The organism is Reyranella sp. (genome assembly GCF_044224635.1).
Lineage (GTDB): Bacteria > Pseudomonadota > Alphaproteobacteria > Reyranellales > Reyranellaceae > Reyranella.
Map to the genome: position 1 here is coordinate 70,702 of NZ_JBGAKA010000035.1, position 10,906 is coordinate 81,607.

Consider the following 10,906-nt stretch of genomic DNA (forward strand, 5'->3'; position numbering starts at 1 on the left):
GAGATCCTTCGCTGCGCTCAGGATGACAGAGCGCCGTCAGATCGGCCACAGCCAAGCGGCGCCGCGCACGCCGCTTGAATCACCATGGACGGGCGGCGCGAGCTTGGTGGCGATGCTGTCAGGCTCGGAGAAGATGTAGCGCTTCCACAGTTCCGGCACGCGCCGGTAGATCTGCTGCATCTTCGAAAGGCCACCCCCCAGCACGATGACGTGCGGGTCTATCAGATTCACGACATTGGCGAGCGATCGCGCCAGCCGGTCGCAATACTGCTCCAGGCAATCCTGTGCCCCGGAGTCGCCGGACTCGGCGGCGACCGCGATGTCGGTGGCGATCAGCTCGTGGCCTGTGCGCTCGGCGAACTGCGCCTGGAAGGCCGGCCCGCTCAGCCACGCTTCGACGCAACCCCAGCGACCGCAATAGCATTGCGGGCCGGGTCGCTCGTCGTCGAGTGGTAGAGGCAAGGCGTTGTGGCCCCATTCACCGGAGATCGCCTGTGCGCCAAGCAGCGGCCGCCCGTCGATCACGACACCGCCGCCCACGCCGGTGCCGAGAATGACGCCAAAGACGATCGGCGCCAGCTTGCCGGCGCCGTCGGAGGCTTCCGAGACAGCGAAGCAGTTGGCGTCGTTCGACAGCTTGACCTCCTCGCGCGCCAGCGCGTTGCGCAGGTCACGGTCGAGCGGATGACCGTTGAGATGCGTGGAGTTGGCGTTCTTGATGAGGCCGGTCGCCGGCGAGATGGCGCCCGGATGTCCGACGCCGACCCGACAGCGCACGCCGACACGCGTCTCGAGCTCGTGGACCACGTCCGCCACGGCGCGCACCGTTTCCTCGTAGGCGCCGGGCGGGGTCTTCACCCGCAGGCGTGCCCGTTCCTCGCCGGCATCGTCGAGCACGATGCCCTCGATCTTAGTACCGCCGAGATCGATGCCGATCCGCATAGTCCGCCTACCTCATAGAAAGCGCGCCCGAATGTCGAGGCTGCTCTTCGTACCAACGCATTGGAACGTCGAGCCCAGCCAGGAGGTTGCGGCCTGGCGGCCGAGGCCGAACAGATGCTGCAGGAAGTCGGGCTCGATGTTGAACTTGCTGACGGCGCCGAGCGGCGACAGCGAGGCCGGATCGGCAATCGAATGGACCAGGACGTTCCTGAGTCGCTTGCCGAAGCCGCCGCTGACGACGTCCTTCGCAATCAGCTCCTGGACGAAGGCGATGGCCCGCATCTCCGCCATCAACGCGCCGCCGAAGGTGATCTCGTTCAGCCGGTCGGCAATCTCGGCGTTGGATGTCGGGATGCCGGGGCGTTCGGGCGGATCGACCTCGACCACGACCACGTCGCTGCTTTCGCAATTGTAGATGAACGGCCAGATCGGCGGGTTGCCGCGGAAGCCGCCGTCCCAGTAGGGCACGCCGTCGATCACCACGGCATCGTGGACGTTGGGCAGGCAGGCCGAGGCGAGCAGGGCGTCGATCGACAGCTCGTCGCGGCTGAAGATCCGCACCTTGCCGGTCTGCACGTTGGTCGCGGCGATGAAGGCCTTGATCTGGTGGCAGGCGCGCACCGCCTTCTCGTCGAAGTGGCGAGCCAGCAGCTCGCGCAGGGGATCGAACTTCAGAGGGTTGCGCTGCCACGGCGAGAACGTGCGCTGGACAAGGTCAGCCCATAGCGCCCCCGGCGAATCGTCCAGGTTCCAGTTGCCCTGGAGCCGGTCGAGCGGCGTGCGGCGGATCGGGCTGGCGATCGACATCGAGCCGAGCTCGCCCCAGAAGCGGCGCAGCGCTGCGCGCGCGCCCGGTCCGCCGCCCTCCGACCAGCCCTGCATCAGGATCGCGGCATTCATGGCGCCCGCGCTCGTGCCGCTGACCGCTTCGAACTCCAGCCGTCCGTCCTCGATCAGCGCATCGAGGACACCCCAGGTGAACGCCCCGTGCGAGCCGCCGCCCTGCAAGGCGAGATTGATACGCTTGGTCGAATTCATGCTGCTGGGCTCCCGGCCGCCGCGGCGCTACCTTCATCGTTCTGTAACGAGAGCATGGCGGCGTCATTATGGCCAAGGATGGAGCGGCAGGACCGTGGCGAAAGCGCCCTGCGACGATCCTGTGGATGCTGTCGCTCGGCCAGCTCATCTCGTGGGGCCTTGTCTACTACACCTTTCCATTGTTCGTCGGTCCGATGGGCCAGGAGCTCGGCTGGTCGCGCAGCGGCATGTTCGGTGCTCTTTCGGCCGGACTCCTGGTCGCGGGCCTGTGCTCGATCCCGGTCGGCGCCTGGATTGATCGCGGGCATGGCCGCAAGCTGATGACCGGCGGTTCGCTGCTGGCGGCGGCGCTCCTCCTCTGGTGGCCGCGCATCGAGTCGCTGCCGCTATTCTATGCGCTGTGGCTGGGTCTCGGCGCCTGCCAGGCCGTCCTGCTCTACGAGCCGGCCTTCGCTGTCATCACGCGGGTGTACGGCCCGCGCTACCGGCAGGCAATTCTGTTGATGACCTTCGTAGGCGGCCTCGCCAGCACCTTCGGCATTCCCTTCACGCAGTTCCTGATCGAGCGGGCCGGCTGGCGATCGAGCCTTGAGGTGCTGGCCGCCATCAACGCCGCGGTGGCCCTGATTCACTGGCTGTTCATCCCAGGCCCTCGGGAGAAGCCGGTGCCCATCGCCGAAACCAGGCCGGCCGATGGGGTGCAGAAGAAGAGCCCACTCGCGGCGGCGGTGCGCGTGCCGGCCTTCTGGGGATTGGTCGTGGCGTTCGCGGGCTACGGGCTCGCCTTCTCGGCGATGAGCTTCCACCTGATCCCGCTGCTCGACGATCGCGGCGTATCGACTGGCGTGGTGATGGCCATCATCGCCCTCATAGGCCCCATGCAAGTGGTGGGCCGCGTGCTGCTGATGGTTGGCCAGCAGCACATCTCCACGATCCAGCTCGGTGCCGGCATCTACTTCGCCTTTCCCATCTCCATGGCGATGCTGGCGTTCGGCATCAGCGACGTCTATGGCCTGATCCTGTTCGCCATCATCTACGGCGTCGCCAACGGGCTGATCACCATCCTGCGCGGCATGGCCGTGCCGGAATTCATCGGACCGGAAGGCTATGGCGTGGTCTCCGGCGCGCTCACCATGCCGACCAATGTGATGCGCGCCGCCGGTCCGATCGTGGCCTCGCTCGCCTGGAGCGCCTTCGGCGGCTACACGCCGGTGCTGTGGGGCCTCGCGGGCATCATGCTGGTTGCCGCCATGGGGTTTGCCGCGGCGGCCATGCTGTCGAGGCGAGCGACTTGACGATGCCGTGCCGGAAGGTCGTAGTGCAGGCACGATTGCTCTGCTGTCGAGAGTAGACAATGCGCCAGCCACTCTTCGATCCGCCAGCCAAGAGAAAGACCGTCAGGCTGAATCTGAATAGCGATCTCTACGCCAGGGCCAAAACCCACGGCGTCGACGTCTCGCAGGTCGCCGAGACCGCTCTGGCAGAGGCCTTGGCAGCGAGGAGTGCTGGCGAGATGCGGGCCGATATCGAGAAAGACCTTGCTGCCTACAACGCCTACACAGACAAGCATGGATATCCAGCTGAGATGTTGCGTGACTATCTCGCTGGCCGCAAAGGTGAATCCTAGGGCCTGTAACAAAACAAGTGCTTCAGATTCCGATATTGACGCGTGGTGCGCTCGACAAAAACCCTGTCATCCCGAGTAGGCACTTGCGGAGCAAGTGCCGTAGCGAGGGACCTTTCCTACTGCCTCAAAGGTCCCCCTCGCTTCGCTCGGGATGACAACCTTGCCGAATGCACCCATCTCGTGAAATAAAGCGTTTGCTTCATTACAGGCCCTGAGGTCACTGGAGGCGAACGATCTCAGCTTCGATGGCGCCGGTTGCGACGGTCAGTTTGGCGAAGCTGGCGGGCGCGTCCTTGCCAGGTAACGTGACGCTGCCCGGGTTGACATGCAGGCAGCCGGCGACGCGTTCGAGTGACGGCTTGTGCGTCGACGCCCAGAGCAGGGCATCCAGAGGGGCTTCGAACAAGCACTCCATTGCCTCCGCTGAGGCGCAGATCAGCGGCTCGATTTGAAGGGCTGCACCAACTTCAATCGGGTCAAATACACAGCCCAGGCGCAGGCCTGCCACCTCCAGCACGCGCAGCCGTGCCGCCGTGCGGGGATCATCCTCGTCGTCGCGGCCGCGCACGCCGACGATCGGGGCGAGCCTGGCCAGGGTATCGAGGCCTGCTCTTTCGCCCATGTCGCCCAGGGTGACGAACAGATCGGCCCCGGCGAAGGCATCGAGGGCTGCCTGTGGCCAGTCGATGCCCTTGGACGGATGGATATGGCAGTCGGCGAGCACGACGATGGTGCGCGCCTGGACGATGTCGATCATCCACCGACGCTAGACACGATGAAGGCTCGCCGACTTCTCCGATCTTGCGATTTTTCGCCAGGCCGCCGGCGAGGCACCGTACGCCCGGTGGAATCGTGCGGAGAAGCTGCCCAGGCTCTCGAAGCCGGTGGCAAAGCAGATCTCGGTGATCGGCGCGTCCGTGGCCACGATTCGCCGGGCTGCACGGGCAAGGCGCAACCGCGTCACGTACAGGCCCGGGCTGCTCTGGAAAGCGGCTTTGAACAGGCGGTGGAAATGATTCGGCGATAGGCTTGCGGCATCGGCGATGTCGGCGAGCACGAGGCGACGGTGGACCTCGGCATGGATGAAATCGCGGGCACGGTTGAGGCGGCGCGTGATCTCCACGCGCGTGGCGAGCCGGCGACTGCCACCGCCGTGCTCGGCATGCCAGCCCGTCGAGGTCCGTGCGAGGGCCAGTGCCAGATTGAAAAAGGCGTCGTCCCACGCGAGGTCATCGAGCTCCCTGACGCGTGCCAGGCGACGCAATCTGCCAAGCGGCGCTGCAAGCTCGGGTGGCAGCGGACGCACGTGCGGGGCAACGACGAATCCGCGGGCGGTCATGCGCGACGAATCGAGCAGGTCGTCGTCGCTTGCCAGCAGTGAGCTCGCCGCGTCTTCCACGAAGCCGGCAGCGAAGAAAGGGCAGAAAGTCTCGACGGGTTCGTCGGTATCGAAGACCAGCGAGTAGGTCTCGCCCTCGTTGAGCACGAGACAGAAGCCAGCGTCGACGGCGTACCGTCGCGTGAGCGTGCGCCATGCACCTTGGCCCTGGAGGACGACTTTCAGCGACAGCGGTCCCGCGAAGCCTACGGCCTGCTGCAGCGGACGACGACGCGGGCCGTAGGGGTAGAGGCCACCCATCACCGCGTTGAAGCGGCCCAATGCAGCGGTCGGAGGGTTGATCCGCGGCGCCGGCAAAGCCGTCTCCTAAATCCGTCCGGCCAGCACGGCGTTCGACAGGAGCTTGCGGACGCCGAGGCGGTGGAACGGCAGGATCGCCAGCAGGTAGGCCTTGCCAACAACATTGTGCGGGCTGACGACCGTCGACAGCATCACGCAGCTCGCACCCGCGTCGGCGAGCTTGCGCACCGACACCCGGAAATCGAGATGCCGGGCGACCTTCATCGGCGGCGTCTACTCCGCCGCGAGCTTGGCCTTGGTCGGCTTGAGATGCTGCACCTTGGGCAGGACCTCCTTGGCCAGCAGCTCCAGCGAATGGTGCCATGCCCTGGGGTTGTCGGCATAGTCGAAGCCGAACACCAGAAGCTGACCGAAGCCGCCGACATCATGGTAGATCTTCTCGATCTTCTCGGCGACGGTCCTGGGCGAGCCGACGATCCAGTTGTGACGGGCGCAGTAGTCCGGCGTCACGTCGGAGTCGGGCACGCTCTGATCGTGCTTGAGGTACTCGAGGAAGCCGAACTGGCCGAGCAGCGGCAGGAAGTATTCGCGCATCATCCGGCCCATGTAGGAACCGGCCGAGAGCCGCATCGCCTCCTCGTCAGTGTCGGCCACGAACACCTCGCGGACCATGCGCCATTCGCCGCGATCGGGCGTGCGGCCGGCCTTGGCCGCGCCGATCTCGACCGCTTCCCAGTGGCTGCCGACATAGGCAGGGTTGAGGTTGAGGCTCATCGGCAGGAAGCCCTTCTCGCCGGCGAGCTTCAGGGTGTCGGAACCCTTGCTGAGGCCGGCCACGCCGATCGGCGGATGCGGGGCCTGCAAAGGCTTGAGGTGAGGACGCAGCACGCCGAACATCTCGCCCGGCCGATTGACGTGCCAGAACTTACCCTTGTACTCGAACGGCTCGGTGGCGCTCCACAGCTTCAGGATGATGTCGAGCGATTCGCGCGTCATGTCGCGATTGACGCCGGACATGCCATCGACATTGAACATCGCCCAGTCGCTTGGCAGGCCAGACGCCGCGACGCCGAAATTGAGCCGGCCGCCCGACATGTGATCGAGCATGGCGACGCGATTGGCGAGCTCGGCGGGATGGTGATAGGGCAGCAGGAAGCCGCCCGGGCCGAGCCGGATCTTCTTGGTCTGCATCAACGCCTGCGCCACCAGCAGGTCGGGCGAGGGATGCGGCTCCCACGGCGCCGTGTGGTGCTCGCCGATCCACGCTTCGGTGTAGCCCAGCTCGTCGAGCCAGCGCAGCACCTGCAAATCCCACTCGTGCCCGTCCTTGAGGGGACGTTCGGGCGGATGCGACGGCATGGCGAAATATCCGAGCTGCATCGTTTCCTCCTGAGTTATCGGCGGAAGTCGACTACCATTGGGGCGGCGGCGCAAGGGGGCCGGCGCGCATGTCTGCCCGGAACGCGAGACGCTGCCATCGCGTGAAGGAACTAGAGCCATGGCAGGATCGCGGCGGGTGGTGTTCGTGTGTTGCGACGGTCTCGGTCGCGACTGGGTGCGCGCCGAGACGACACCGGTCCTGCACGAGCTTGCGCGCGCCAGCCTGTGGTGCGCTGAGCACAGCGCGGTGTTCCCGTCGGTCACGCGTGTGTCGGCGGCATCGGTGGCGACCGGGTGCTTTCCCACGCGCCATGGCTTGCATGGCAACCGGATGGGGCTGTTCGAAGACGGCCGCATCGTCGTGCGCGATGTCGGCAGTCCGGATTTTCGCCAGCATATGCGCCGTGCCACCGGAGGCACGCTGCTGGTTCCGGCGCTGGCCGAGCGGGTTGCCGGCAATGGCGGCTGCATCGCCTTCTCGAACGTGTCGCCCGGCGCCGCCTATTTCCTCGACCCCGAGCATTTCGGTCACGTCTATCACCGGGCAGGGTCATTCGCCCCGGGAGGCCGGCGGCTGGAGGGCAGCGACACCCTCGAGGTCAGCCACGATGCGGCGGGCGACTGGGCGATGACCCAGCGATTCTGCGCCGAGGTATTGACCGAGCGCCGGCCGGCGGTCGCGTTGCTCTGGCTGTGCGATCCCGACCACACCTTGCATGGCGTGCCGCTCGGCTCGCCGGCGCATGCTGATGCCTTGTGTGGCGCCGAGCGTTGCGTTGCCGAGGTCGTGCGCACCGTCGAACGGCTGCGCCGCGAGGGCGACGAGATCCTCCTGTTGGTCGGGTCCGATCATGGCCAGGAAACCATCGGCGAGGGAGTCGCGATCGAGGAGTGGCTGGCCGCCAACGGCCTGGAGGAACTCCTGGCGAAGGGTGACGTGGCGGTGGCAGGCCAAGGGACGGCGGCGCTGCTCTATGCCACCGACCGCGGACGCGGCGCGCTGCTCGGCGTCCTCGACGACATGCGCCGAATGCCGTGGGCGAGCGACGTGCTGGCCGGCGACGGCCTCGCCGAGCGGTGCTTTGCGGCGCGCGACGGCATCGTCGCCGCGGTGAACATGGCCCGCCGCAGCGAAGCCAATCCCTACGGCGTTCCGGGCCGGCGCTGGGTGGCCCTGGAAGGGGGAAAGGCGGCGCCGATCGGCAGCGGCCAGCATGGCGGCTGGGGGCCGGACGAGACGCGGCCGTTCCTCATGGTCAACGATGCGGGGCGTTCGGCGGGATCAGCAACGCGCCCGACCAGCCTGGTCGACATCGCGCCCACCATCGTCGATTTCCTCGGGCTGCCGACCGAGGGGTTCGACGGATCGCCGTTGCCTCGTGGCTGAGGTGGGGCATTTGCATATGGAAAAAATTCCGTCATCCCGACCGGAGCCGTGCGTAGCGCGGCGTAGTGGAGGGACCTTTCTCGGAGCAGTTTCAGCAAGAAAGGTCCCTCGACTGCGCCGCCAATGGCGCCGTAAACAGCGCCTAGTCGGGCGGCTTCGCTCGGGCTGACGGAATGTATGTCATCGGCACCTATCGGCGGATAGGGAGGCGGTCATGGAAATCAGGCCTTTAAGCACGCATACCGGCGCCGAGGTGCTGGGCATCGATCTCACGCGACCGGTTGCGGATGCCGATCGCGACGCGATGTACCGCGCCTTCGTCGAGCGCAGCGTGCTGGTCGTACGCGACCAGGCATTGACGCCGCAGCAGCTGGCCCAGGCGATCGAGCTGTTCGGCACCATCCTGGCCCAGCACAATTCGCGCTTCGCCATTCCCGACTGCCCGCAGATCCACTACGTGTCCAACCAGGATCGCTATCCCGACGGCCGTCGTTACATCCCCGGCGAGGGCTGGCACACCGACCATTCCAATGCTCCCCGTCCGCCCAAGGCGACGGCGCTGCATGCGGTTCAGCTGCCCGACAAGGGTGGCGACACGCAGTACGCCAACATGGCTGCGGCCTACGAGGTTTTGCCGGTGGAGATGCAGGAGCGCATCGCGCCGTTGATGGGCGTTCACGTTTATCAGAGCAGCCACAGCGCGCGGAAGCTGATGGGACTGAACGATGCCGACAAGGAGCGCGTGCCCAACGCCGCACTGCATCCGTTGGTGCGCACCCATCCGGAAAGCGGCGCCAGGTCAATCTACATCAACCCGATCCGCATTGAGGGTGTCCTCGGCCTGGACCACAAGGAGGCGCTGCCGCTGCTCGACGAGCTGCTCGCGCACGCCACGTCCGAACGGTTCCAGTATCGCCATGCCTGGAAGGCGGGCGACCTCGTGATGTGGGACAATCGCTGCCTGCTGCACAAGGCCAACGGCGACTACGACATGGCCCAGACGCGCTACCTCTACCGCGTCATGCTGCAGGGGGATGTGCCGCGGTAGGCGGCCAAAAGAAAGGTCCCTCGCCGCGCTCGGGACCTTTGACGTCGTTGGAGCCTAGAGCTGGATCCAGGTCGTCTTGACCTGGGTGAACTTGTCGAAGGCGTGCAGCGACTTGTCACGGCCGATGCCGGACTGCTTGTAGCCGCCGAACGGTGTGGTGATGTCGCCGCCGTCGTAGGTGTTGACCCACACCGAGCCGGTGCGCAGGCCCTTGGCGAACTTGAAGGCCTTGTTGATGTCGGCGGTGAAGATCGCCGAAGCGAGGCCGTAGATCGTGTCGTTGGCGACGGCCAGCGCCTGGTCGGCATCCTTGACCGGGATGACCGAGAGCACCGGGCCGAAGATCTCCTCCTGGGCGATCTTCATCTTGTTGTTGACCTGGTCGAACACCGTGGGCTCGATGAACGAGCCGGCATTGTCGACATGGACCTGCCTGCCGCCCATCTTGAGCTTGGCGCCTTCCTTCTGGCCGGCCTCGATGTAGCCCATGACGCGCTTGGTCTGGACCTCGTCGACCATGGCGCCCATCTGGGTCTTGGGGTCGAGCGGATCGCCCGTGTAGCCCATGACGCGCTTGGTCTGGACCTCGTCGACCATGGCGCCCATCTGGGTCTTGGGGTCGAGCGGATCGCCCGGCATCATCTTCTGGCCGATCGCCATGACCTTTTCGAGGAACTGGTCCTTGATCTTGTCCTCGACGATCAGGCGGCTGCCGGCGGTACAGACCTCGCCCTGGTTGAACCAGATGCCGAAGGCGGTGCGCTGGGCGGCGACATCGAGGTCGGGCGCGTCGCCCAGCACGATGTTGGGCGACTTGCCGCCGCACTCCAGCCAGACCTGCTTCATGTTGGATTCGCCGGAGTACTTCAGGAAGTACTTGCCGACCTCGGTCGAGCCGGTGAAGGCCAGCACGTCGACATCCATGTGGCGGCCGAGCGCCTGGCCGGCGGTTTCGCCGAAGCCCGGCAGCACGTTGAACACGCCTTCGGGGATGCCCGCCTCGGCGGCCAGCTCGGCCAAGCGGATGGCGGTCAGCGGCGACTGCTCGGCCGGCTTCAGAATCACCGAGTTGCCGGCGGCGAGCGCCGGCGAGATCTTCCAGCACGCCATCAGCAGCGGGAAGTTCCACGGCACGACTGCGGCCACGACGCCGGCCGGCTCGCGGGTGATCATGGCCACGACATTGCCCGGCGTCGGCGCGACCTCGTCGTAGATCTTGTCGATCGCCTCGCCGAACCACTGCACGGTGTTGGCCGAGCCCGGGATGTCGACGCGGGTCGAGTAGGCGATGGGCTTGCCCATGTCGAGCGTCTCGAGCAGGGCGAGCTCGTCGCGATTCTTCATCATCAGCTCGGCGAGCTTCAGCATGATGCGCTTGCGGTTGGCCGGCGGCATGTTGGCCCAGGTGCCCTTCTCGAAGGCGGCGCGCGCGGCCTTGACGGCGGCGTCGACGTCGGCCTGCTCGCAGGCCGCGACCTTGGTCAGCACCTGTCCGGTCGCCGGATTGACGCAGTCGAAAGTCTTGCCGGTGAGGGAGGGCGCGAACTTGCCGCCGATGAAAGCCTGGTTGCGGTAGCTGAGACCGCCGATACGGCTTCTCCAATCGTCGCGCGAAAGCTGGGCGCTCATGTCTTGTTCTCCGGGTTGGTGGGCTGCGGCGGACACTAGACCGGCGGACGCGACGGAGTCATCCGGGGCGCCTCATTGTCCTCCCTGCGCGAAGCGCGGGGAGGTGCCCCGTCATACGGGGCGGAGGGGTCATGAGCAGCGGGACTGGGGCTCATGACCCCTTGTGTGCGGGAAATTTGCCATGATGTGCGAACGGGCGGCTGTTGACGCAGCCGC

Annotated in this window: 11 protein-coding genes; 4 read left to right on the forward strand and 7 right to left on the reverse strand. The window is 66.2% G+C overall.

Annotated features, from left to right (window positions below; genetic code table 11):
• Window positions 1-36: 36 nt before the first annotated feature.
• Window positions 37-942 carry an ROK family protein gene (locus tag ACILR9_RS25985; RefSeq protein WP_395712879.1) on the reverse strand — a complete coding sequence of 302 codons (906 nt, stop codon included), beginning with the start codon at window positions 940-942 and terminating at the stop codon, window positions 37-39.
• Between the two features lie 12 nt (window positions 943-954).
• Entirely contained in the window at window positions 955-1,980 is a 1,026-nt protein-coding gene (locus ACILR9_RS25990; RefSeq protein WP_395712880.1) for a patatin-like phospholipase family protein, read from the reverse strand.
• A gap of 68 nt (window positions 1,981-2,048) precedes the next feature.
• Here ACILR9_RS25990 and ACILR9_RS25995 point away from each other — a divergent pair, with 68 nt between their 5' ends.
• Together ACILR9_RS25995 and ACILR9_RS26000 are read left to right on the forward strand one after the other, a co-directional pair.
• Window positions 2,049-3,275 (forward strand): MFS transporter, encoded by a 1,227-nt coding sequence (locus ACILR9_RS25995; RefSeq protein ID WP_395712881.1) that lies wholly within the window; start codon window positions 2,049-2,051, stop codon window positions 3,273-3,275.
• Between the two features lie 59 nt (window positions 3,276-3,334).
• Window positions 3,335-3,607, forward strand: coding sequence for a type II toxin-antitoxin system CcdA family antitoxin (locus ACILR9_RS26000; RefSeq protein WP_395712882.1), 273 nt, complete (start codon window positions 3,335-3,337; stop codon window positions 3,605-3,607).
• A gap of 217 nt (window positions 3,608-3,824) precedes the next feature.
• Here the strand turns inward: ACILR9_RS26000 and ACILR9_RS26005 are convergent, their stop codons facing one another.
• Genes ACILR9_RS26005 through ACILR9_RS26020 form a run of 4 tightly spaced genes read right to left on the reverse strand, consistent with a single transcriptional unit; the run spans window position 3,825 to window position 6,626 of the window.
• Entirely contained in the window at window positions 3,825-4,364 is a 540-nt protein-coding gene (locus ACILR9_RS26005; protein ID WP_395712883.1) for a metallophosphoesterase family protein, read from the reverse strand.
• A gap of 9 nt (window positions 4,365-4,373) precedes the next feature.
• Complete coding sequence (locus ACILR9_RS26010; RefSeq protein WP_395712884.1) at window positions 4,374-5,303, reverse strand: helix-turn-helix domain-containing protein; 930 nt, start codon at window positions 5,301-5,303, stop codon at window positions 4,374-4,376.
• Window positions 5,304-5,312: 9 nt separating this feature from the next.
• Window positions 5,313-5,510 carry a DUF2867 domain-containing protein gene (locus ACILR9_RS26015; RefSeq protein ID WP_395712885.1) on the reverse strand — a complete coding sequence of 66 codons (198 nt, stop codon included), beginning with the start codon at window positions 5,508-5,510 and terminating at the stop codon, window positions 5,313-5,315.
• A gap of 9 nt (window positions 5,511-5,519) precedes the next feature.
• Entirely contained in the window at window positions 5,520-6,626 is a 1,107-nt protein-coding gene (locus ACILR9_RS26020) for an LLM class flavin-dependent oxidoreductase (protein WP_395712886.1), read from the reverse strand.
• A 118-nt stretch (window positions 6,627-6,744) separates the two neighbouring features.
• Here ACILR9_RS26020 and ACILR9_RS26025 point away from each other — a divergent pair, with 118 nt between their 5' ends.
• Entirely contained in the window at window positions 6,745-8,013 is a 1,269-nt protein-coding gene (locus tag ACILR9_RS26025; RefSeq protein ID WP_395712887.1) for an alkaline phosphatase family protein, read from the forward strand.
• Window positions 8,014-8,227: 214 nt separating this feature from the next.
• The gene (locus ACILR9_RS26030) at window positions 8,228-9,061 is read left to right on the forward strand and encodes a TauD/TfdA dioxygenase family protein (protein ID WP_395712888.1); all 834 of its coding nucleotides are present in this window, start codon (window positions 8,228-8,230) and stop codon (window positions 9,059-9,061) included.
• A 54-nt stretch (window positions 9,062-9,115) separates the two neighbouring features.
• Here the strand turns inward: ACILR9_RS26030 and ACILR9_RS26035 are convergent, their stop codons facing one another.
• On the reverse strand, window positions 9,116-10,690 hold the full coding sequence (locus ACILR9_RS26035; protein ID WP_395712889.1) for an aldehyde dehydrogenase: 1,575 nt from the start codon (window positions 10,688-10,690) through the stop codon (window positions 9,116-9,118).
• Window positions 10,691-10,906 lie beyond the last annotated feature (216 nt).

Coding starts and splice junctions, on each gene's coding strand:
- ACILR9_RS26025 (WP_395712887.1), top strand. CDS start 6,745: ATGGCAGGATCGCGGCGGGTGGTGTTCGTGTGTTGCGACGGTCTCGGT.
- ACILR9_RS26005 (WP_395712883.1), bottom strand. CDS start 4,364: ATGATCGACATCGTCCAGGCGCGCACCATCGTCGTGCTCGCCGACTGC.
- ACILR9_RS26020 (WP_395712886.1), bottom strand. CDS start 6,626: ATGCAGCTCGGATATTTCGCCATGCCGTCGCATCCGCCCGAACGTCCC.
- ACILR9_RS25990 (WP_395712880.1), bottom strand. CDS start 1,980: ATGAATTCGACCAAGCGTATCAATCTCGCCTTGCAGGGCGGCGGCTCG.
- ACILR9_RS26000 (WP_395712882.1), top strand. CDS start 3,335: ATGCGCCAGCCACTCTTCGATCCGCCAGCCAAGAGAAAGACCGTCAGG.
- ACILR9_RS26030 (WP_395712888.1), top strand. CDS start 8,228: ATGGAAATCAGGCCTTTAAGCACGCATACCGGCGCCGAGGTGCTGGGC.
- ACILR9_RS25985 (WP_395712879.1), bottom strand. CDS start 942: ATGCGGATCGGCATCGATCTCGGCGGTACTAAGATCGAGGGCATCGTG.
- ACILR9_RS26035 (WP_395712889.1), bottom strand. CDS start 10,690: ATGAGCGCCCAGCTTTCGCGCGACGATTGGAGAAGCCGTATCGGCGGT.
- ACILR9_RS25995 (WP_395712881.1), top strand. CDS start 2,049: ATGGCCAAGGATGGAGCGGCAGGACCGTGGCGAAAGCGCCCTGCGACG.
- ACILR9_RS26015 (WP_395712885.1), bottom strand. CDS start 5,510: ATGAAGGTCGCCCGGCATCTCGATTTCCGGGTGTCGGTGCGCAAGCTC.